The sequence below is a fragment of the Bradyrhizobium sp. SZCCHNRI3043 genome, from assembly GCF_032377735.1.
Taxonomy (GTDB): domain Bacteria; phylum Pseudomonadota; class Alphaproteobacteria; order Rhizobiales; family Xanthobacteraceae; genus Bradyrhizobium.
In genome coordinates this window covers 103,079-125,482 of sequence record NZ_JAUHID010000008.1, presented here as the reverse complement: position 1 = coordinate 125,482, position 22,404 = coordinate 103,079, and the positions used below count along the sequence as shown (strand labels likewise).

The 22,404-nt window shown below is 65.3% G+C and carries 18 protein-coding genes; 15 read left to right on the top strand and 3 right to left on the bottom strand.

What is annotated here, in order from left to right:
- Positions 1 to 91: 91 nt before the first annotated feature.
- From zapE to QX124_RS18160, 10 genes are all read left to right on the top strand, one after another.
- Complete coding sequence (zapE, locus tag QX124_RS18205) at positions 92 to 1,273, top strand: cell division protein ZapE (protein ID WP_315740706.1); 1,182 nt, start codon at positions 92 to 94, stop codon at positions 1,271 to 1,273.
- 226 nt (positions 1,274 to 1,499) lie between these two features.
- A complete protein-coding gene (mdh, locus tag QX124_RS18200) occupies positions 1,500 to 2,468 on the top strand; it encodes a malate dehydrogenase (RefSeq protein ID WP_009031546.1) in 969 nt (322 codons plus the stop codon).
- A 127-nt stretch (positions 2,469 to 2,595) separates the two neighbouring features.
- Positions 2,596 to 3,792, top strand: a complete 1,197-nt coding sequence (sucC, locus tag QX124_RS18195; RefSeq protein ID WP_315777283.1) for an ADP-forming succinate--CoA ligase subunit beta — start codon at positions 2,596 to 2,598, stop codon at positions 3,790 to 3,792.
- Positions 3,793 to 3,847: 55 nt separating this feature from the next.
- The gene (sucD, locus tag QX124_RS18190; RefSeq protein WP_172184319.1) at positions 3,848 to 4,732 is read left to right on the top strand and encodes a succinate--CoA ligase subunit alpha; all 885 of its coding nucleotides are present in this window, start codon (positions 3,848 to 3,850) and stop codon (positions 4,730 to 4,732) included.
- Positions 4,733 to 4,871: 139 nt separating this feature from the next.
- A complete protein-coding gene (locus QX124_RS18185; protein ID WP_315770551.1) occupies positions 4,872 to 7,829 on the top strand; it encodes a 2-oxoglutarate dehydrogenase E1 component in 2,958 nt (985 codons plus the stop codon).
- A 138-nt stretch (positions 7,830 to 7,967) separates the two neighbouring features.
- Complete coding sequence (gene odhB, locus QX124_RS18180; protein ID WP_315740710.1) at positions 7,968 to 9,206, top strand: 2-oxoglutarate dehydrogenase complex dihydrolipoyllysine-residue succinyltransferase; 1,239 nt, start codon at positions 7,968 to 7,970, stop codon at positions 9,204 to 9,206.
- Between the two features lie 12 nt (positions 9,207 to 9,218).
- Positions 9,219 to 9,443: a hypothetical protein gene (locus QX124_RS18175; RefSeq protein ID WP_315740711.1), complete on the top strand. Its 225-nt coding sequence runs from the start codon at positions 9,219 to 9,221 to the stop codon at positions 9,441 to 9,443.
- 57 nt (positions 9,444 to 9,500) lie between these two features.
- Entirely contained in the window at positions 9,501 to 10,247 is a 747-nt protein-coding gene (locus QX124_RS18170) for an SDR family oxidoreductase (protein WP_315770549.1), read from the top strand.
- Positions 10,248 to 10,291: 44 nt separating this feature from the next.
- A complete protein-coding gene (gene lpdA, locus QX124_RS18165; protein ID WP_315770548.1) occupies positions 10,292 to 11,695 on the top strand; it encodes a dihydrolipoyl dehydrogenase in 1,404 nt (467 codons plus the stop codon).
- 129 nt (positions 11,696 to 11,824) lie between these two features.
- Positions 11,825 to 12,355, top strand: coding sequence for a hypothetical protein (locus tag QX124_RS18160; protein WP_315740714.1), 531 nt, complete (start codon positions 11,825 to 11,827; stop codon positions 12,353 to 12,355).
- A gap of 41 nt (positions 12,356 to 12,396) precedes the next feature.
- Here the strand turns inward: QX124_RS18160 and QX124_RS18155 are convergent, their stop codons facing one another.
- Both QX124_RS18155 and QX124_RS18150 read right to left on the bottom strand, forming a co-directional pair.
- Positions 12,397 to 12,987: a DUF4337 domain-containing protein gene (locus QX124_RS18155; protein WP_315770546.1), complete on the bottom strand. Its 591-nt coding sequence runs from the start codon at positions 12,985 to 12,987 to the stop codon at positions 12,397 to 12,399.
- 82 nt (positions 12,988 to 13,069) lie between these two features.
- Positions 13,070 to 14,053, bottom strand: a complete 984-nt coding sequence (locus QX124_RS18150; protein ID WP_315770677.1) for a tyrosine recombinase XerC — start codon at positions 14,051 to 14,053, stop codon at positions 13,070 to 13,072.
- Positions 14,054 to 14,170: 117 nt separating this feature from the next.
- Between QX124_RS18150 and QX124_RS18145 the strand changes: the two genes are divergently transcribed.
- Positions 14,171 to 16,381 carry a primosomal protein N' gene (locus QX124_RS18145; protein WP_315770544.1) on the top strand — a complete coding sequence of 737 codons (2,211 nt, stop codon included), beginning with the start codon at positions 14,171 to 14,173 and terminating at the stop codon, positions 16,379 to 16,381.
- A gap of 112 nt (positions 16,382 to 16,493) precedes the next feature.
- Here QX124_RS18145 and QX124_RS18140 read toward each other — a convergent pair whose 3' ends face one another.
- Positions 16,494 to 17,042: a septal ring lytic transglycosylase RlpA family protein gene (locus QX124_RS18140; RefSeq protein ID WP_315740717.1), complete on the bottom strand. Its 549-nt coding sequence runs from the start codon at positions 17,040 to 17,042 to the stop codon at positions 16,494 to 16,496.
- A gap of 650 nt (positions 17,043 to 17,692) precedes the next feature.
- Here QX124_RS18140 and QX124_RS18135 point away from each other — a divergent pair.
- From QX124_RS18135 to atpD, 4 genes are all read left to right on the top strand, one after another.
- Positions 17,693 to 18,253, top strand: a complete 561-nt coding sequence (locus QX124_RS18135; protein ID WP_315770542.1) for a F0F1 ATP synthase subunit delta — start codon at positions 17,693 to 17,695, stop codon at positions 18,251 to 18,253.
- A complete protein-coding gene (gene atpA, locus QX124_RS18130; RefSeq protein WP_315715935.1) occupies positions 18,253 to 19,785 on the top strand; it encodes a F0F1 ATP synthase subunit alpha in 1,533 nt (510 codons plus the stop codon). The genes QX124_RS18135 and atpA overlap by 1 nt, the downstream gene beginning before the upstream one ends.
- 156 nt (positions 19,786 to 19,941) lie before the next feature.
- On the top strand, positions 19,942 to 20,820 hold the full coding sequence (locus tag QX124_RS18125; RefSeq protein ID WP_315770540.1) for a F0F1 ATP synthase subunit gamma: 879 nt from the start codon (positions 19,942 to 19,944) through the stop codon (positions 20,818 to 20,820).
- 96 nt (positions 20,821 to 20,916) lie between these two features.
- Positions 20,917 to 22,359: a F0F1 ATP synthase subunit beta gene (atpD, locus tag QX124_RS18120; protein ID WP_315740720.1), complete on the top strand. Its 1,443-nt coding sequence runs from the start codon at positions 20,917 to 20,919 to the stop codon at positions 22,357 to 22,359.
- Positions 22,360 to 22,404: the final 45 nt, after the last annotated feature.

Below are 22,404 nucleotides of genomic sequence, written 5' to 3'. Positions count from 1 at the left end.
CATATACCAAGACATCACGGCTCCGACGCATGGCGGCTTCCACCATTTGCGGATTGCATTTTACGTAAGTCTCGTGACCTAGAGTGGACTCATGCTGTCCACTCCCTCAGACGCGTTCCGCGCGCAATATCAGTCTTTGGTCGATACTGGTGCGATCGAGCCCGACCCCGCCCAGGCCGAGGTCGCCGACGCGCTGGCGGCGCTGGAGCGCCGGCTCTCCACCTACAAGCCCTCGCGCAAGCAAGGCTTGTTCGGTCGCCTTTTTGCCGACAAGAGCGAGCCGCCGAATGGCCTCTATGTCCATGGCGAGGTCGGCCGCGGCAAGACCATGCTGATGGACCTGTTCTTCCAGAACTGTCCGGTTGAGCTCAAGCGCCGCGCGCATTTCCACGAATTCATGGCCGAGGTGCATGAGCGCATCTACGGCTACCGCCAGAACATCGCGCGCGGCGAGCTCGCCGATGCCGATGTGATCGGGCTCACGGCGCAGGCGATCTTCGACCAGGCCTGGCTGCTCTGTTTCGACGAATTCCATGTCACCGACATCGCCGACGCGATGATCCTGGGCCGTCTGTTCGCCAGGCTGTTCGAGCTCGGCACGGTGGTGGTGGCGACCTCCAACGTCGCGCCTGAAGACCTCTACAAAGGCGGCCTCAACCGCGCGCTGTTCCTGCCCTTCATCAAGCAGATCGCCGACCACATGGACGTGATGCGGCTGGACGCGCGCACCGATTTCCGGCTGGAGAAGCTGGCCGGCGTGAAGATGTGGCTGGTGCCGGCCGATGTCGACGCGCGGGCGGCGCTCGACAAGGCATGGGCGCGGCTCACGGGTCATGCCAAGTGCAAGCCGCGCGACATGACGATCAAGGGGCGCATCCTGCATGTCCCGTGCTCCGCCAACGGCGTCGCCCGCTTCGGCTTTGCCGATCTGTGCGGAAAGCCGCTGGCAGCCTCGGACTATCTGCGGCTCGCGCACGACTATCATACGATCCTGATCGATCATGTTCCGGTCATGGATCTGGCCGAGCGCAATGCCGCCAAGCGCTTCATCACCCTGATCGATACGCTCTACGACAACGCCGTGAAGCTGATCGCCTCCGCCGAGGCTGACCCGGTTTCGCTCTACATCGCGACCGAGGGCGTGGAGGCCATGGAGTTCAAGCGGACCACCTCGCGCCTGATCGAGATGGGCTCGGACTCCTATCTGGCCCTGCCGCACGGGCGGAAGGACTCGGCGGCATCTGGGACTTCCACGGGGTTGGTCGAAACCTGACAACCACCGGAGCCTTGGCGAGCGCCTGCCGCCGGGCACACAGCCGCGAAAAGGCCACGTCAATCATGCTGAAAGGATCATCAGCGCCCGTCGCCCGGTCCTGATCGAAATCAAGGCACGCCCGCCAATTGGCCATAGCGTGACTTGAACGGCCCGGGCGAAAGGGATAACCACCACTCGACTTTTCAACCTCCCTCACTCCTTCGGGTTCAAAGGAAAATTTGCCATGGCGCGCGACAAGATTGCTTTGATTGGCTCCGGTCAGATCGGCGGAACGCTGGCTCACCTCGTTGGCCTCAAGGAGCTCGGCGACGTCGTGATGTTCGACATTGCCGAAGGCGTCCCGCAGGGCAAGGCGCTCGACATCGCCCAGTCGTCGCCGGTCGACGGCTTCGACGCGCACTACACCGGCGCCAACTCCTATGAGGCGCTCGACAACGCCAAGGTGTGTATCGTTACCGCCGGCGTGCCGCGCAAGCCCGGCATGAGCCGCGACGATCTGCTGTCGATCAACCTCAAGGTGATGGAGCAGGTCGGCGCCGGCATCAAGAAGTACGCCCCGGACGCCTTCGTCATCTGCATCACCAACCCGCTCGACGCGATGGTCTGGGCGCTGCAGAAGGCCTCCGGTCTCCCGGCCAAGAAGGTCGTCGGCATGGCCGGCGTGCTCGACTCGGCGCGTTTCCGCTACTTCCTGGCCGATGAGTTCAACGTCTCGGTCGAGGACGTCACCGCCTTCGTGCTCGGCGGTCATGGCGACACCATGGTGCCGCTGACCAAGTACTCGACCGTTGCCGGCATTCCGCTGCCCGACCTGGTCAAGATGGGCTGGACGTCGCAGGCCCGCATCGACGAGATCGTCGACCGCACCCGCAACGGCGGCGCCGAGATCGTCAACCTGCTGAAGACCGGCTCGGCCTATTACGCGCCGGCGGCGTCGGCGATCGCGATGGCCGAGAGCTATCTGCGCGACAAGAAGCGCGTGCTGCCCTGCGCGGCGCATCTCAACGGCGAGTTCGGCGTCAAGGACATGTATGTCGGCGTGCCCGTCGTGATCGGCTCCAAGGGTGTCGAGCGCATCGTCGAGATCGAGCTCGCGGGCAAGGACCGCGAGGCGTTCGACAAGTCGGTCGCCGCCGTGCAGGGCCTCGTCGACGCCTGCAAGAAGATCGCGCCCGACCTGCTCGGCCGCTGATCAGGGGTCATTCACGGGGCGTAATCTCGCCCACATCGAGTTGCAGGATGTTTGGTATATGGTATACCAGACATCCTAACAACAATTCTGGTCGTCACCCCATCGCGGGTTCGGGGAGCAAGCGCTTATGAACATTCACGAATATCAGGCCAAGGCACTGCTGCACGAGTTCGGCGTGCCGATTTCCAAGGGCGTGCCAGTTCTCCGTCCGGAGGACGCGGATGCGGCGGCGAAGACGCTCGGCGGCCCGGTCTGGGTCGTGAAGAGCCAGATCCACGCCGGTGGCCGTGGCAAGGGCAAGTTCAAGGAGGCCTCGGCCGGCGACAAGGGCGGCGTCCGCCTCGCCAAGTCGATCGACGAGGTCAACACTTTCGCCAAGCAGATGCTGGGCGCGACGCTGGTGACGGTGCAGACCGGCCCCGACGGCAAGCAGGTCAATCGCCTCTACATCGAGGACGGCTCGGATATCGACAAGGAGTTCTATCTGTCGCTGCTGGTCGACCGCGAGACCTCGAAGGTCGCCTTCGTCGTGTCGACCGAAGGCGGCGTGAACATCGAGGACGTGGCGCACAGCACGCCTGAGAAGATCATCACCTTCTCGGTCGACCCGGCCACCGGCGTCATGGGCCATCATGGCCGCGCTGTCGCCAAGGCGCTGAAGCTGACGGGCGATCTCGCCAAGCAGGCCGAGAAGCTCACCACCCAGCTCTACAATGCGTTCGTCGCCAAGGACATGGCGATGCTCGAGATCAACCCGCTGGTCGTCACCAAGCAGGGCCAGCTCCGCGTGCTCGATGCCAAGGTGTCGTTCGACTCCAACGCGCTGTTCAAGCATCCCGAGGTCGTCGCGCTGCGCGACGAGACCGAGGAGGACGCCAAGGAGATCGAGGCCTCGAAGTACGACCTCAACTACGTCGCGCTCGACGGCACCATCGGCTGCATGGTCAACGGCGCCGGCCTCGCCATGGCGACGATGGACATCATCAAGCTCTACGGCATGGAGCCCGCCAACTTCCTCGACGTCGGCGGCGGCGCCAGCAAGGAGAAGGTCGCGGCGGCGTTCAAGATCATCACCGCCGACCCGAACGTGAAGGGCATCCTGGTCAACATCTTCGGCGGCATCATGAAGTGCGATGTCATCGCCGAAGGCGTCGTGGCCGCGGTCAAGGAAGTGGGTCTGAAGGTGCCGCTGGTGGTGCGCCTCGAAGGCACCAATGTCGATCTCGGCAAGAAGATCATCAGCGAGTCCGGTCTGAACGTGCTGCCCGCCGACAATCTCGACGACGCCGCGCAGAAGATCGTCAAGGCCGTCAAGGGAGGCTGAGCGCCGGTCCAGGCGCTCGCTCATTCCTCACCGCAACGCTTTTAGAGAAAGCACGATGTCCATCCTCATCGACAAGAACACCAAGGTCATCTGCCAGGGCTTCACTGGCAAGAACGGCACCTTCCACTCCGAGGCGGCGATCGCCTATGGCACCAAGATGGTCGGCGGTACCTCGCCGGGCAAAGGCGGCTCGACCCATCTCGGCCTGCCGGTGTTCGACACCGTCAAGGAGGCCCGCGAGGCCACCGGCGCCGACGCCTCGGTGATCTACGTGCCTCCGCCGGGCGCCGCCGACGCGATCTGCGAAGCCATCGATGCCGAGGTCCCGCTGATCGTCTGCATCACCGAAGGCATCCCGGTGCTCGACATGGTCCGGGTGAAGCGCTCGCTGCAGGGTTCCAAGTCGCGCCTGATCGGGCCGAACTGCCCGGGTGTCATGACCGCCGGCGAGTGCAAGATCGGCATCATGCCGGCCAACATCTTCAAGCCGGGTTCGGTCGGCATCGTGTCGCGTTCGGGCACGCTGACCTACGAGGCGGTGTTCCAGACCACGTCGGAAGGTCTCGGCCAGACCACCGCGGTCGGCATCGGCGGCGACCCGGTCAAGGGCACCGAGTTCATCGACATGCTAGAGATGTTCCTGGCTGACCCGAAGACGACCTCGATCATCATGATCGGTGAGATCGGCGGCTCGGCCGAGGAGGACGCGGCGCAGTTCATCAAGGACGAAGCCAAGCGCGGCCGCAAGAAACCGATGGTGGGATTCATTGCCGGTGTCACCGCCCCTCCCGGCCGTCGCATGGGTCATGCCGGCGCGATCATCTCGGGCGGCAAGGGCGATGCCGGCTCGAAGACGGCCGCGATGGAAGCTGCTGGTATTACAGTGTCTCCGTCGCCCGCACGGCTCGGCAAGACGCTTGTCGAAAAGTTGAAATCCTGATTCAGGACTTAGTGCTTTTCGGCGCGAATATTTACAATAAATAAGGTAGACGGTCCTAACCGGAGCCTGATCCGCTTTGTCAGCGGGTCAGGCATTGCGCCGTTTTGATTGGGCGCATCGAAATTACCAGGACGCCACCATGTCTCGCCAAGACGCGAACGCCGCCTTCGCCCTGTCGTCTTTTCTGCAGGGCACCAATGCCACCTACATCGATGAGATCTACGCCCGCTACGAGAAGGATCCCGCCTCGGTCGATCCCGAGTGGCAGGAATTCTTCAAGAGCCTGAAGGATGCGCCGACCGACGTGCAGAAGAATGCGTCGGGTCCCTCCTGGGCGCGCAGCAACTGGCCGGTGGCCCCGCGCGACGAGCTGACCTCGGCGCTCGACGGCAACTGGGCGGTGGTCGAGAAGAAGGTCGGCGAGAAGATTGCGCAGAAGGCGCAGACTAAGGGCGTCGAACTGTCGCTGGCCGACGTCAACCAGGCCACCCGCGACTCCGTCCGTGCGTTGATGCTGATCCGCGCCTACCGCATGCGCGGCCACTTCCACGCCAAGCTCGATCCGCTCGGCATCGAGGCGCCGCGCAACCGCGAAGAGCTCGACCCGCGCTCCTACGGCTTCACCGAGGCCGATTTCGACCGCAAAATCTTCCTCGATCACGTGCTGGGCCTCGAATACGGCTCCCTGCGCGAGATCGTCGCGATCTGCGAGCGCACCTATTGCCAGACGCTCGGCGTCGAGTTCATGCACATCACGAATGCGGCGCAGAAGGCCTGGATCCAGGAGCGCATCGAGGGGCCGGACAAGGAGATCTCGTTCACCCGCGAGGGCCGTCGCGCCATCCTTCAGAAGCTGATCGAATCCGAAGGCTTCGAGAAGTTCTGCGACGTCAAGTTCACCGGCACCAAGCGCTTCGGTCTCGACGGCGGCGAGTCGCTGATCCCGGCGCTGGAGCAGATCATCAAGCGCGGCGGCAATCTCGGCGTGAAGGAGATCGTGCTCGGCATGCCGCATCGCGGCCGCCTGAACGTGCTGACCCAGGTCATGGGTAAGGCGCACCGGGCGTTGTTCCACGAATTCAAGGGCGGCTCGGCCAATCCCGACGCGGTCGAAGGCTCGGGCGACGTCAAGTATCACCTCGGCGCCTCCTCGGACCGCGAGTTCGACGGCAACCGGATCCATCTGTCGCTGACTGCCAACCCGTCGCATCTCGAGATCGTCGACCCCGTGGTGCTCGGCAAGGTCCGCGCCAAGCAGGATCAGCACGGCGATCCGCCGGACATGCGCATCTCGGTGCTGCCGCTGCTGATGCATGGCGACGCGGCGTTCGCCGGCCAGGGCGTGGTGGCGGAGTGCTTCGCGCTGTCGGATCTGAAGGGCTACCGGACCGGTGGCTCGATTCATTTCATCGTCAACAACCAGATCGGCTTCACGACCTATCCGCGCTATTCGCGCTCGTCGCCCTATCCGTCCGACGTCGCCAAGATGATCGACGCGCCGATCTTCCATGTGAACGGCGACGATCCGGAGGCGGTGGTGTTCGCGGCCAAGGTCGCCACCGAGTTCCGGCAGAAGTTCCACAAGCCGGTCGTCATCGACATGTTCTGCTACCGCAGGCATGGCCACAACGAGGGTGACGAGCCGGCTTTCACCCAGCCGGTGATGTACAAGAAGATCGCCGGTCATCCGTCGACCCTGGAGATCTACTCCAAGCGCCTGGTCGCCGAAGGCGTCATGACCGAGGGCGAGGTCGATAAGGCCAAGGCCGACTGGCGCGCCCGTCTCGACGCCGAGTTCGAGGCCGGCACCTCCTATCGTCCCAACAAGGCCGACTGGCTCGACGGCAAGTGGGCAGGGTTCAAGTCTGCCGACCAGGAAGAAGAAGCGCGCCGCGGCGTGACCGGCGTCGAGCTCGACCGTCTCAAGGAGATCGGCCGCAAGATCACCAAGGTGCCGGACGGCTTCCGCCTGCACCGCACGATCCAGCGCTTCCTCGAGAACCGCGCCAAGGCGATCGACAGCGGCATCGGGATCGACTGGGCGACCGGCGAGGCGCTGGCGTTCTGCTCGCTGCTCCTGGAAGGCCACAAGGTTCGTCTGTCCGGCCAGGACAGCGAACGCGGCACCTTCTCGCAACGTCACTCGGTCTTGATCGACCAGGAGGACGAGAGCCGCTACACGCCGTTCAACCATCTGGCGCCGGAGCAGGGCCATTTCGAGGTCATCAACTCGCTGCTCTCGGAAGAAGCCGTGCTCGGCTTCGAATACGGCTACTCGCTTGCCGAGCCCACTGCGCTGACGCTGTGGGAGGCGCAGTTCGGCGATTTCGCCAACGGCGCCCAGGTGCTGTTCGACCAGTTCATCTCGTCGGGTGAGCGCAAATGGCTGCGCATGTCCGGCCTCGTCTGCCTGCTGCCGCATGGCTATGAGGGCCAGGGCCCCGAACATTCGTCCGCCCGCCTTGAGCGCTATCTGCAGATGTGCGCTGAGGACAACATGCAGGTGGTCTATCCGACCACGCCGGCGAACTACTTCCATGTCATGCGTCGGCAGCTGCATCGCGAGATCCGCAAGCCGCTGATCGTGATGACGCCGAAGTCGCTGCTGCGCCACAAGCGCGCGGTGTCGCGGCTCGAGGAGCTGGCCAAGGGAACGACCTTCCACCGCATCCTGTACGATGACGCCCAGATGCAGGCGGACGACAAGACCAAGCTGGTGCCGGACGATCAGATCCGCCGCATCGTGCTGTGCTCGGGCAAGGTCTATTACGACCTGTACGACGAGCGCGAGAAGCGCGGGCTCAACGACGTCTATCTGATGCGCGTCGAGCAGCTTTACCCGGTGCCGCTCAAGGCGCTGGTCGCCGAGCTCAGCCGCTTCAAGAACGCCGAAGTCGTCTGGTGCCAGGAAGAGCCGCGCAACATGGGCGCCTGGCATTTCATCGAGCCGTATATCGAGTGGGTGCTGAACCAGACCGGCGGCAAGAGCAAGCGTCCGCGCTATGCCGGCCGCGCCGCGTCGGCGGCCACCGCCACGGGCCTGATGTCGAAGCATCTTGCGCAACTGAAGGCGCTGCTCGACGAAGCCCTGAACTGAACCTGCCTATAGAGGCGCCCCGCAAGCCATGCGGGGCGCAAGTACATCGCGTTGATCGTCCGTCCCGCATCGCTTGCTCGCCGCAAGGCGATGGCGGACGGACTTTATGGCCGCACGGGTTATTGAGGATAAAAGACCATGACTGAAATTCGCGTTCCGACGCTGGGTGAATCCGTCACCGAAGCCACCATCGGCCGCTGGTTCAAGAAGGCTGGCGACGCGGTTGCCGTCGACGAGCCCCTCGTCGAGCTCGAGACCGACAAGGTCACGATCGAGGTGCCCGCGCCGTCGGCCGGCACCTTGGGCGAGATCATCGCCAAGGATGGTGAGACGGTCGCCGTCGGCGCGCTGCTCGGCCAGATCACCGATGGCGCCGCGGCTGCCAAGCCGGCCGCTGCTGCTCCGGCTCCGGCAAAGCCCGCTGCCTCCGCGCCGCCGGCTGCGGCACCTGCGCCGGCCAAGGCGCTGCCCGCCGATACGCCGCAGGCCCCGTCGGTGCGCAAGCTCTCGGCCGAGAGCGGCGTCGATGCCACCACCGTGCCCGGCTCGGGCAAGGACGGCCGCGTCACCAAGGGCGACATGCTGGCCGCGATCGAGCGCGCCGCCTCGGCGCCGACTCCGGTCAATCAGCCGGCCGCCGCCGTGCAGGTGCGTGCGCCGTCGCCCGCTGACGATGCGGCGCGCGAGGAGCGCGTGAAGATGACCCGGCTGCGCCAGACCATCGCGCGCCGCCTCAAGGACGTCCAGAACACCGCGGCCATGCTCACGACCTTCAACGAGGTCGACATGACCAACGTGATGGCGCTTCGCAGCCAGTACAAGGACGTGTTCGAGAAGAAGCACGGCTCGAAGCTCGGCTTCATGGGCTTCTTCACCAAGGCGGTGGTGCAGGCGCTGAAGGACATTCCGGCGGTCAACGCCGAGATCGACGGCTCGGACCTGATCTACAAGAACTACTATCACATCGGCGTCGCCGTCGGCACCGACAAGGGCCTGGTCGTGCCGGTCGTGCGCGACTGTGACCACAAGTCGATCGCCGACATCGAGAAGGGCATCGCCGATTTCGGCCGCCGCGCCCGTGACGGCCAGCTCAAGATCGACGAGATGCAGGGCGGCACCTTCACGATCACCAATGGCGGCATCTACGGCTCGCTGATGTCGACCCCGATCCTGAACGCGCCGCAGTCCGGCATCCTCGGCATGCACAAGATCCAGGAGCGCCCCGTCGTGGTTGCCGGCAAGATCGAGGTCCGCCCGATGATGTATCTCGCGCTGTCCTACGATCACCGCGTCATCGACGGCAAGGAGGCGGTGACCTTCCTGGTGCGCGTCAAGGAGAGCCTGGAAGATCCGGCGCGGCTTGTGCTGGATCTCTGAGCGGAGGCGACGATGGAGGAGCCGTCACTGGTGCTGTCGTTGATGCCGTTTCTCCTTACGACGGTGATCTTCTTTGTTTTCACCATTCCGATCGCTCGGAGAAAGGGCAGGGGTCTCGGCTTCGCCGCTTTGAGCCTCATACCCTTCGTGACGCCCTTCATCCTGCTTTATCTAGTGAGTCTGACCGACAAGGCTGTTCTCGATCGCCTTGCAGAACTTGAAGCCAAGTCACAGTAGGAATCGGCCAAGTGGCCCGCGCAAGCAGTCCACTTGGCGCACTCAGCGGGGCTCCTCATGACCGACAGGGTTGCAGTAATCACCGGCGGTAGCCGCGGCATCGGCCGCGCCACCGCCATTGCGGCCGCATCGCGCGGCTTCAAGATCGTGGTCGGCTACGCCTCCAACGAGGCGGCGGCGCAGAGCACGGTGGCCGCGATCGAGGCCAAGAACGGCAAGGCCATCGCGGTCAAATGCGACGTCGGCCGCGAGCACGACATCCTCGCTCTGTTCAAGGCGGCCGACAAGTTCGGCACCCTCGGCGCTCTCATCAACAACGCCGGCATCGTCGGCCCCACCACGCGCGTCGACGAGATGAGCGCGGAGCGCATCGAGCGATTGATGGCGGTCAACGTCACCGGCAGCATCCTGTGCGCACGTGAGGCCGTGAAGCGGATGTCGACGCGGCATGGTGGTCAGGGCGGCGTCATCATCAATTTGTCGTCGGTCGCGGCCAGGCTCGGCTCGCCCAACACCTATGTCGACTACGCCGCCTCGAAAGGGGCGATCGATTCCTTCACCGTCGGCCTCGGTCACGAGGTCGCGAACGAAGGCATCCGCGTCGCCGCGATCCGCCCGGGCCTGATCGACACCGAGATCCATGCCGCCGGCGGCGAGCCCGATCGCGCCCACCGCCTTGCCCCCATGGTGCCGATGAAGCGCGTCGGCACCGCGGAGGAAGTCGCCAATGCCATCGTCTGGCTGCTGTCGGACGAGGCCTCCTATGTCACTTCGGCCATTCTCGACGTGTCGGGCGGACGCTGACGACCGTCGTCATCTTTGACTGCAAGCTTACGGAACATTCGATCATGGCATCTTACGATCTCGTCGTCATCGGCACCGGACCCGGTGGGTATGTCTGCGCCATCCGCGCGGCGCAGCTCGGCATGAAGGTGGCCGTGGTCGAGAAGAACGCGACCCTCGGCGGCACCTGCCTCAACGTCGGCTGCATGCCCTCGAAGGCGCTGCTGCATGCCTCCGAGCTGTTCGAGGAGGCCGGGCACTCCTTCGCCAAGATGGGCGTCAAGGTGTCGCAGCCCGAGCTCGATCTGCCGGCGATGATGAACTTCAAGCAGCAGGGCATCGACGGCAACGTCAAGGGCGTCGAGTTCCTGATGAAGAAGAACAAGATCGACGTGCTCGTGGGCAAGGGCAAGATCCTCGGCACCGGCAAGCTGCAGGTGACCGGCAATGACGGCGCGGTGCAGACCGTCGAGACCAAGAACATCGTGATCGCGACCGGCTCGGACATTGCGCGCCTGAAGGGCATCGAGATCGACGAAAAGCGCATCGTCTCGTCGACCGGCGCGCTGTCGCTGGAGAAAGTGCCTTCGAGGCTGCTGGTGGTCGGCGCCGGCGTGATCGGGCTCGAGCTCGGCTCGGTGTGGCGCCGCCTCGGCGCCAAGGTCACCGTGGTCGAATTCCTCGACCGCATCCTGCCCGGCATGGATGGCGAGATCGCAAAACAGTTTCAGCGCATTCTCGAGAAGCAGGGCTTTGCGTTCAAGCTCGGCGCCAAGGTCACCGGCGTCGATACGTCCGGGGCTACGCTCTCGGCGACCATCGAGCCCGCCGCGGGCGGAGCGGCTGAAAAGATCGAAGCCGATGTCGTGCTGGTTGCGATCGGCCGCGTGCCCTACACCGACGGTCTTGGCCTGCAGGAGGCCGGCGTGGTGCTCGACAATCGCGGCCGCGTCCAGATCGATCACCATTTCGCGACCAGCGTGCCGGGCGTCTATGCCATCGGCGACGTCGTCGCCGGGCCCATGCTCGCGCACAAGGCCGAGGACGAGGGTGTTGCGGCCGCCGAGATCATCGCCGGACAGGCCGGCCATGTGAACTACGACGTCATTCCCGGCGTGGTCTACACGACGCCGGAAGTCGCGTCCGTCGGCAAGACCGAGGACGAGCTGAAGCAGGCGGGCGTCGCCTATACCGTCGGCAAGTTTCCGTTTACCGCGAACGGTCGCTCCAAGGTCAATCAGACCACTGACGGCTTCGTGAAGATCCTTGCGGATGCGAAGACGGATCGCGTGCTCGGCGCCCATATCATCGGCCGCGAGGCCGGGGAAATCATTCACGAGGCCGCCGTATTGATGGAGTTCGGTGGCTCTGCTGAGGATCTCGCGCGCACCTGCCACGCGCATCCGACGCGGTCGGAGGCCGTGAAGGAAGCCGCGCTTGCGGTGGGCAAGCGGGCCATCCATATGTGATGGACGCCCGGAGACGCCTTCGGTGGGTGCGACAAAACGCCCGCTGGTGACGCTGAACCGAACGGCAAGGCGCGAGGTCGTATCGTCATAGCGGCCTCAACCCGCGGGGCCTGGCGGAGATGGAGTCCGATGCTGCGCCGCCTGCTTCAGCCGTTCTGGGTTCTGCTTGCGATCATCTTCCTGATCGAGGCCTGGCTGTGGGACCATCTCGAGCCGATCGTGGCGCGCATTGTCGCCGCGATACCGCTGCGTAGCTTCAAGCACTGGCTGGCCGGGCGCATTGAGACGCTGTCGCCGGCGCTGACCCTGATCGTCTTCGTCGTGCCGGTCGTGCTGCTGTTTCCGCTCAAGCTGATCGGCATGTGGCTGCTGATGCACCAGCAGTGGAAGTTTGCGCTGGCCACGATCGTGTTCGGCAAGATCGTCGGCGTCGGCGTCACCGCCTTCATCTTCGATGTGACGCGCAGCAAGCTGCTGCAGATGTCCTGGTTCGCGTGGCTCTACGAGGCCGTGCTCGCGCTGCGCAGGAAAGCCGCGGCGCTGGTCGATCCGATCAAGCAGCGCATCCGCGAGATCATCCGCGGCAATGCCGATGGCTGGTCATCGCGCGTGCTGCGCGTGATCATGCGCTTCCGCAGGAGCGTGCAGCAGGCGCGGTAGCGGTGGTCGCCACGTCGCAAAGCCAGTTGCTGTCGCTGACCTCAGTGCAGATGCAAGAGATGCGGCTGGAACAGGCCGAGCAACGTCATGGCAATACCGATCAGCGCGAGCCCTCCGGACGCCCAGGCCAGCACGAGCATGCCCGTGATGATCGTCGCTGACGCCAGCACGATGCCGATCTGGAAGGCGGCCGACGCGAGCTCATAGTGGTGGTACTTTGCGGTGGCGAGGTCGCGCTCGTGCTCGGCATGCTTGGCGCGTTCGGCCAGCTGCTCGCTGCCTTCGCCGGTCTCCGGCTCCGAGCGATAGCGCGCGGCATTCTTCTGCCAATCGTCGATCTGCTTCTGCAACGCCGCCTTGGCCGCCTCGTCAGGCAGCGCCGGCAAGCTCAGCTTGCCCTGCTCGGCGGCGGTCTGCACCACGGTGCGGCGAACGGTCTTGGCCTGGAAGAAGGCCCAGAGGTTCGAGGCCTCGACGTTCTTGCTGATCGATTCGGTCTGCGCGCCCTTGCCGAGCGTCTCCGAGAGCGCCAGGAACAGGGCTATGACGGCGATCAGCAGCGCGATCCTCTTGTTTTCGCCGGACGCATGCTCGGCATGCTCCGCATGCTCCATGCTCTCATGTGCGCTCATCTGTTCCCCTCCGGATCAAGCAGCCAAGACGATTGCCGGAACCGGGGGGACAGCGCAAGCGAAACGATATGAACGAAAGATGTCACCGCCGCGGATGCGCTGACGCGTACACCTGCAGCAGGCGCTCCGAATCAATGCCGGTATAGACCTGGGTCGTCGACAGCGAGGCGTGGCCGAGCAGCTCCTGGATCGCACGCAGGTCGCCGCCGCGCGACAGCAGATGCGTCGCGAAGGAATGGCGCAGCGCGTGCGGCGTGGCGCTGTCGGGCAGGCCGAGCGCGCCGCGCAGCCGCTCCATCGTCAGCTGGATGATGCGCGGGCTCAACGGGCCGCCCTTGGCGCCGAGGAACATCGGCCCGTCCGCAGACAGCGGATAAGGACAAAGCTTGGCGTACTCGTCGATCAGCTGCAGCACATTCTGCAGCACCGGCACCATGCGGGTCTTGTTGCCCTTGCCGGTCACGACCAGCACGTCGCCTTCGCCCGGCCGTGGCACCTCGCGGCGCTTGAGGCCGAGCGCTTCGGAGATGCGCAGGCCGGAGCCGTAGAGCAGGGCCATCACAGCGGCGTCGCGCGCCAGCACCCAGGTCTCCCGGGTCTCGCCGGCGCGCTCGTCGGCATCGGCGAGCCGCTTGGCGGCATCCATCGGCAGCGGCTTGGGCAGGCTCTTGGCGATCTTTGGCGCGCGGATTCCGGAGAGTGCGCCGACCTTGCCCTTGCCCTCGCGCTCGAGGAAGCGGCCGAACGAGCGCAGGCCCGCCAAGGTTCGCATCAAGGACCGACCCGCGATGTCGTCTGCGCGTCGCATCGCCATGAAGGCGCGGATATCGGCCGCCTCCAGCGCAGCGAAGCGCGCCAGCGTCACCGGCTCGCCCCAATGGGTGCAGAGGAATTGCAGGCACTGCCGCAGGTCACGGGCATAGGCCTCGACCGTCTTCGGCGACAGCCGGCGCTCGCTGCGCAGATGCGCCAGCCACTGCATCATGACCCGTACCACGCCCTCGTCGGCGCCGATGAGGTCGGTGATGTCGGGCGTCTCCGCCGCTGATGTCGTGGTCGCAGCCATCGCGAACAGCTCGATCTCATCTCGTCGAGTCATGTATATCCCACTATCGTCCTTTACCGTTCGCTAACTTTGCCGGGCGGCTTTCGCTTCAGCCAGAGCAAGGCTATCTCCGGCCTCATGGACCGCCCGACCGATCTCTTTCCAGGTGCAGCCAGCGCGACCGGCGTGGTCGACGTGCTGGTTCCGGTCGCGCTGGACCACACCTATTCCTACCGTGTGCCGCGCGGCATGGATCTGAGGGCTGGCGATGTCGTCGGCGTGCCGCTGGGCCCGCGCGAGGTGCTGGCGGTGGTGTGGGCCGAGAATGCCAATCCCGATCCGCGCCTGCACAACCGGCTCAAGGACGTCAGCGAGAAGCTCGATGTGCCGCCGCTCAAGCCGGAGCTGCGGTCCCTGATCGACTGGGTCGCCAATTATACGCTGTCGCCCCGCGGCATGGTGCTGCGGATGTCCCTGCGCATGGGCGAGCATCTCGGCCCGGAGCGCGTTCGCCTCGGCGTCCGGCTGGTCGGCGAGCCGCCGAAGCGGCTGACGCCGTCACGCCGCCGCGTCATCGACGCCGTTTCCGACGGCCTGCTGCACGGCAAGTCGGATCTGGCGCGCGAGGTCGGCGTGTCCGGGGGCGTGATCGACGGCCTGGTCGACGAGGGCACCTTGACGGTGGAGGCGATGCCGCGGACGCTGGCGCCGCCGGCGCCCGATCCCGACTTCGCCCGGCCGGAGTTCTTCGACGCGCAGCAGGCCGGCGTCGAGGCGATGCGGGCGCTGGCCGCGAGCGGCACGTTCCAGGTTGCGCTGCTCGACGGCGTCACTGGGTCAGGCAAGACGGAAGTCTATTTCGAGGCGGTGGCCGAAACGGTCCGCCGCGGCCGGCAGTCGCTGATCCTGATGCCGGAGATCGCGCTGACCGGCCAATTCCTGGAGCGCTTCTCGCGCCGCTTCGGCGTCCGCCCGCTGGAATGGCATTCCGAGCTGACCCCGCGCAACCGTCAGCGCAACTGGGCTTCGATCGCCGCCGGCGAGGCGCCGGTGGTCGTCGGCGCCCGCTCGGCGCTGTTCCTGCCCTATGCCGATCTCGGCCTGATCATCGTCGACGAGGAGCACGACCAGGCCTACAAGCAGGACGAGGGCGCCCATTACCACGCCCGCGACATGGCCGTGGTGCGCGGCCACATCGCCAAGATCCCGGTGGTGCTGGCGTCAGCGACGCCCTCGGTGGAGACCGAGGTCAATGCCCGCAAGGGCCGCTACCAGCGCGTGGCGCTGCCGTCGCGCTTCGGCGGCCAGCACATGCCGCATATCGAGGCCATCGATCTCCGGCGCGAGCCGCCGCCGCGCGGCCGCTACATCTCGCCGCGGCTGGCCGGCGAGATCCGCACCGCGATCGAGCGCGGCGAGCAGGCGCTGCTGTTCCTGAACCGCCGCGGCTATGCGCCGCTCACCCTGTGCCGCGCCTGCGGTCACCGCTTCGCCTGCACCATCTGCGACGCCTGGCTGGTCGATCACCGCTTTCGCCAGCGGCTGGTCTGCCACCATTGCGGCTTCTCGATGCCGCGTCCGCCGAGCTGTCCGCACTGCGCGGCCGAGGAATCGCTGGTCGCGGTGGGACCCGGCGTGGAGAGGTTGCAGGAGGAGGCGGCGGCGCTGTTTCCGGAGGCGCGCAGCATGGTGCTGTCGAGCGATCTGATCACCTCGATCGAGACCATGCGCGCCGAGCTGACGGAGATCGCGGAAGGCCGCGTCGATCTCATCATCGGCACCCAGCTCGTCGCCAAGGGGCATAACTTTCCGCGGCTCAATCTCGTCGGTGTGGTCGATGCCGATCTCGGCCTCGGCAATGGCGATCCGCGCGCCGCCGAGCGCACCTGGCAGCTCCTGAACCAGGTGATCGGCCGCGCCGGCCGTGAGCAGGGGCGAGGCCGAGGCTACCTGCAGACCCACCAGCCCGAGCATCCCGTCATGAAGGCGCTGGTCGCCTGCGACCGCGAGGCCTTCTACACCAGCGAGATCGACGTCCGCGAGCGCACCGGCTATCCGCCCTTCGGGCGGCTCGCGAGCCTGATCATCTCGGCCGGAGACCGGCCCACCGCAGAGGGCTTCGCCCGCCGGCTGGTCGCGTCGGCGCCGCGCGAGGAGGGTGTGCTGCTGCTTGGCCCAGCCGAGGCGCCGCTTGCGGTGATCAAGGGCCGCTACCGCTTTCGGCTGCTGCTCAAGTCGGCCCGCAATTTCGACCTGTCGGATTATCTGCGCCACTGGCTGGCGCATGCCGAGAAGCCCAAGGGCAATCTCAAGCTCGAGGTCGACGTCGACCCGCAGAGCTTCCTGTAGCGCTCTCTCCACCGTCATTGCGAGCGCAGCGAAGCAATCCAGGGCCGGGTTGGGACTCTGGATTGCTTCGTCGCTTCGCTCCTCGCAATGACGCGCGGAAAGATCGGGTATCTTACGACACGACCTCAGCGGTGACGCGGCCGACGCCGGCGCGGGTCAGGCCGATGGCGCGGGCGGCGCCGGTCGAGAGGTCGAGCACACGGCCACGGATGAACGGGCCGCGGTCGTTGACGGTGACGATGACGCTGTTGCCGCCATGGGTCACGCGCAGCTTGGTGCCGAACGGCAGCGAGCGGTGCGCGCAGGTCATGGCGTTGGCGTTCATGCGCTGGCCGGAGGCAGTGCGGCTGCCGGACTCGTTGCCGTAGTACGACGCCATGCCGGAGAAGCTGCGGCCGGTGCCGGACGACGGCGTGACCGCTGCGTTGGAGTTCATCCACGAGGAGCCGTTGGACGACCATCCGTTCGAGAACGAGTCGGCCGCGGGCTGAGCAGCATGGCGCGACATGTGGTGATGGTGGTGGCGAGCGTGGTGCTGGTGGTGCCTGGACCGGGCCGAGGCTTCGGTGGCGCTGCCGCCGACGATCAGCGTCACGGCAACAGCGAGCGCGGTGCGCGAGCCGGCGATTTTGCCAGCCGAGATGTTCTTCAGTTTCAGCATCTATGTCCCTCGAACAGTATTGCCGCGTTCTGCGGCCAGTGAACCCCCGTCAGGTGTTGAGGCGGGCGCCGTTTGGTGGGGCAATGAGGCGTGAATGGGGCAGTAGAAATTGTTTCGCTCTGATCGAAACATCTTGCATCGCGGTCTACTCATCACGGAAAATTCCGTAATCCGTTGCTTTAACGCTTCTTTAACGATCAAATACTTCAAAATACTGTTGATTTAAGTTCTCGCTTAGGACGCCAAGATGTCAGCAAGTAATGTCGATGCGGGCCGGCCGGCGGCCGCCGGGCACCGCCAACGGGAGTCAAGGCCAAACCAGCATGGCGGCCATGCAGCAACAGCTGGAACCTTGTCCGAAGTGATTGGTATTGGGGTCGGGTCGCGTGTTGGGCGCGATCAGCGTGTCCGTTGGACGGGCGCTTACGCTCCGACCGCGGCGCGGCAACAAGGTGCCGAATAGCGGGCCGCCGCTTGTTGCGGCTGCGCGTACGCTATGTTAGCAAAGCGCCGCTTTTCGTGATCAAGCTGCTCCCGCGGCGATCGAAAATCAAAGTCCTGCTTGAATTCCAAGGGCTTAACCGGTTTGCGCCGCAGCGGCGCGCCGGTGTCCCCCTTGTGGGTTGGGCACATATAAAAAGAGCACGTCTGTGGCTGCTGAAGATCCCTCCGTATCCGGTGTGTCCGGTCGTTACGCGACGGCCCTGTTTGAACTGGCCCGTGACGAAAAGTCCGTCGATGCGGTCAAGGCCGATCTCGACAGGTTCAATGCCCTCCTCGATGAGAGCGCCGATCTCAAGCGCCTTGTCCGCAGTCCGGTGTTCGGTGCGGATGTGCAGCTCAAGGCGCTCAATGCGGTGCTGGACAAGGCCGGCATCGCCGGCGTCGCCGCCAACGTGCTGCGCGTGCTGACCGCCAACCGCCGCCTGTTCGCGGTGACCGACGTGATCCGCGCCTTCAATGCGCTGGTCGCCAAATACAAGGGAGAGGCCACGGCCGACGTCACCGTCGCCGAGCCGCTCTCCGACAAGAATCTCGACGCCTTGAAGGCCTCACTGAAGACGGTGACCGGCAAGGACGTCGCGCTCAACGTGAAAGTCGATCCAGCGATTATCGGCGGGCTCGTCGTCAAGCTCGGCAGCCGCATGATCGATAGTTCGCTTCGCACCAAACTCAACTCGATCAAGCACGCGATGAAAGAGGCAGGCTGATGGACATCCGCGCCGCGGAAATTTCCGCGATCCTCAAGGACCAGATCAAGAATTTCGGGCAGGAAGCCGAAGTTACCGAAGTCGGACAGGTGCTGTCCGTCGGTGACGGTATCGCCCGCGTCTACGGTCTCGACAACGTCCAGGCCGGTGAGATGGTCGAGTTCGAGAACGGCACCCGCGGCATGGCGCTGAACCTCGAGACCGACAATGTCGGCGTCGTCATCTTCGGCGCCGACCGCGAGATCAAGGAAGGCCAGACCGTCAAGCGCACCCGCGCCATCGTCGACGCTCCGGTCGGCAAGGGTCTGCTCGGCCGCGTCGTCGACGCGCTCGGCAATCCGATCGACGGCAAGGGCCCGATCCAGGCGACCGAGCGCAAGCGCGTCGACGTCAAGGCCCCCGGCATCATTCCGCGCAAGTCGGTGAACGAGCCGATGTCGACCGGCCTCAAGGCGATCGATGCCCTGATCCCGGTCGGCCGTGGCCAGCGCGAGCTGATCATTGGTGACCGTCAGACCGGCAAGACCGCGATCGCGCTCGACACCATCCTGAACCAGAAGCCGCTCAACGTTGCCGGCGCCCCCGAGAGCCAGAAGCTGTATTGCGTCTACGTCGCGATCGGCCAGAAGCGCTCCACCGTTGCTCAGTTCGTCAAGGTGCTCGAAGAGCAGGGCGCGCTGGAATACTCGATCGTCATCGCCGCCACCGCGTCCGATCCGGCTCCGATGCAGTATCTCGCGCCGTTCACCGGCTGCACCATGGGCGAGTACTTCCGCGACAACGGCATGCACGCCGTCATCATCTATGACGATCTGTCGAAGCAGGCCGTCGCCTATCGCCAGATGTCGCTGCTGCTGCGCCGTCCGCCGGGCCGCGAGGCCTATCCGGGCGACGTGTTCTATCTGCATTCGCGCCTGCTCGAGCGGGCCGCCAAGCTCAGCAAGGACCATGGTCTGGGGTCGCTCACCGCGCTGCCCGTCATCGAGACCCAGGCCAACGACGTGTCGGCCTACATTCCGACCAACGTCATTTCGATCACTGACGGCCAGATCTTCCTGGAGACCGATCTGTTCTTCCAGGGCATCCGTCCTGCCGTGAACGTCGGTCTGTCGGTGTCGCGCGTCGGCTCCTCGGCCCAGACCAAGGCGATGAAGAAGGTCGCCGGCAAGATCAAGGGCGAGCTGGCGCAGTACCGCGAAATGGCGGCGTTCGCGCAGTTCGGCTCCGACTTGGACGCCTCGACCCAGCGCCTGCTCAACCGCGGCGCGCGCCTGACCGAGCTCCTGAAGCAGCCGCAGTTCTCGCCGCTGAAGATGGAAGAGCAGGTCTGCGTGATCTGGGCCGGCACCAACGGCTATCTCGATCCGCTCCCGCTCAACAAGGTGCGCGCGTTCGAGGACGGCCTGCTGTCGCTGCTGCGCGGCAAGAATGCCGACCTGCTGAACGCGATCCGTGACAGCAAGGATCTGTCCGACGACAGCGCCGCCAAGCTGAAGGCGGTGGTCGAAGGCTTCGCCAAGACCTTCGCCTGACGGCAAAGGATGGCCGGACTTCGCCCGGCCATCAACGTCGTCGACGTGGGACAACAAGACATCTCATGTCCGGCACCAGGCCGGGCATGACCAATCTCGAGGGTTGAACGGCAAGGTCCCAAGGGGATCCGGCCGCCGGGGTGAGATCGACGAACAATGGCGTCACTGAAAGACATGCGGGTCCGCATCGCCTCGACCAAGGCGACGCAGAAGATCACCAAGGCCATGCAGATGGTCGCGGCCTCCAAGCTGCGCCGTGCGCAGCTCGCGGCCGAGGCGGCGCGTCCCTATGCCGAGAAGATGGACGCTGTGATCTCCAACATCGCGAGCGCCACCATCGCCTCCGCCGGCGGGCCGAAGCTGCTCGCGGGTACCGGTCGCGACCAGGTGCACCTGCTGCTGGTCTGCACCGGCGAGCGCGGCCTGTCCGGCGCGTTCAACTCCTCGATCGTCCGCCTGGCGCGCGAGCGTGCGCTCGCCCTGATGAACCAGGGCAAGGAGGTGAAGTTCTTCTGCGTCGGCCGCAAAGGTTATGAGCAGCTTCGCCGCCAGTTCGACAAGCAGATCGTCGAGCACATGGACCTGCGCTCGGTGCGCCAGATCGGCTTCGCCAATGCCGACGAGATCGCCAAGAAGGTCATCGCCCGTTTCGATGCCGGCGAGTTCGACGTCTGCACGCTGTTCTATTCGCGCTTCCGCTCGGTGATCGCGCAGATCCCGACCGCCCAGCAGATCATTCCGCTGGTGGTCGAGGCGCGGCCCGCCAACGCGGCGCCGCTGGCGCCTTACGAGTATGAGCCGGAGGAGGACGAGATCCTGGCCGGACTGCTGCCGCGCAATCTCGCGGTGCAGATCTTCCGCGCGCTGCTCGAAAACAACGCCTCGTTCTACGGGGCGCAGATGTCGGCCATGGACAACGCCACCCGCAACGCCGGCGAGATGATCCGCAAGCAGACGCTGATCTACAACCGCACGCGTCAGGCGATGATCACCAAGGAACTGATCGAAATCATTTCGGGCGCCGAGGCGGTCTAACCGGATCGCGTCGCGCCCCGTTGAAGCGCAACCCAAGGACATATCCCGGTCGAGCCGACCGTGGTTTCGTATACGGATCGTAAGGAGAGAAATCCAATGGCTACCGCAGCCAACCAGATCGGTCGCATCACCCAGGTCATCGGCGCCGTCGTCGACGTGCAGTTCGAAGGTCACCTGCCGGCCATTCTCAACTCGCTCGAAACCAAGAACGGCGGCAACCGCCTCGTGCTTGAGGTCGCCCAGCATCTCGGCGAGTCCACCGTGCGCACCATCGCGATGGACACTACCGAGGGCCTGGTTCGCGGCCAGGAAGTCAGCGACACCGGGTCGCCGATCCGGGTGCCGGTCGGCGTCGGCACGCTCGGCCGCATCATGAACGTGATCGGCGAGCCGATCGACGAGGCCGGCCCGGTCGAGGCCGAGGGCCTGCGCCCGATCCACGCGGACGCGCCGAGCTACACCGATCAGTCGACCGAAGCGGAAATCCTCGTCACCGGCATCAAGGTCGTCGACCTCCTGGCTCCCTACGCCAAGGGCGGCAAGATCGGTCTGTTCGGCGGCGCCGGCGTCGGAAAGACCGTGCTGATCCAGGAGCTGATCAACAACGTCGCCAAGGCGCACGGCGGTTATTCGGTGTTCGCCGGCGTCGGCGAGCGCACCCGTGAAGGCAACGACCTCTATCACGAGTTCATCGAATCCAAGGTCAACGCCGATCCGCACAATCCCGATCCGAGCGTCAAGTCGAAGTGCGCGCTGGTGTTCGGCCAGATGAACGAGCCGCCGGGCGCGCGCGCCCGCGTCGGCCTGACCGGCCTGACCGTCGCCGAGCACTTCCGTGACCAGGGCCAGGACGTGCTGTTCTTCGTCGACAACATCTTCCGCTTCACCCAGGCGGGCTCGGAAGTGTCGGCGCTGCTCGGCCGCATCCCCTCGGCGGTGGGTTATCAGCCGACGCTCGCCACCGACATGGGCGCGCTGCAGGAACGCATCACCACCACCAACAAGGGCTCGATCACCTCGGTGCAGGCGATCTACGTGCCGGCCGACGACTTGACCGACCCGGCGCCGGCGACCTCGTTCGCCCACTTGGACGCCACCACCGTGCTCAACCGCGCGATCTCGGAAAAGGGCATCTACCCGGCCGTGGACCCGCTCGACTCGACCTCGCGCATGCTCTCCCCGCTGGTCGTCGGCGAGGAGCACTATCAGACCGCGCGTCAGGTCCAGCAGATCCTGCAGCGCTACAAGTCGCTGCAGGACATCATCGCCATCCTGGGCATGGACGAACTGTCGGAAGAGGACAAGCTGACCGTGGCCCGCGCCCGCAAGATCGAGCGCTTCCTGTCGCAGCCGTTCCACGTCGCCGAAATCTTCACGGGATCGCCGGGCAAGTTCGTCGACCTCGCCGACACCATCAAGGGCTTCAAGGGCCTGTGTGAAGGCAAGTACGACCACCTGCCGGAGGCCGCCTTCTACATGGTCGGCAACATCGACGAGGCGGTCGAGAAGGGCAAGAAGCTGGCCGCCGAGGCGGCCTAAGGGCGAATAGCGAATAGGGAGTAGCGAATAGACGAACTGTTCGCT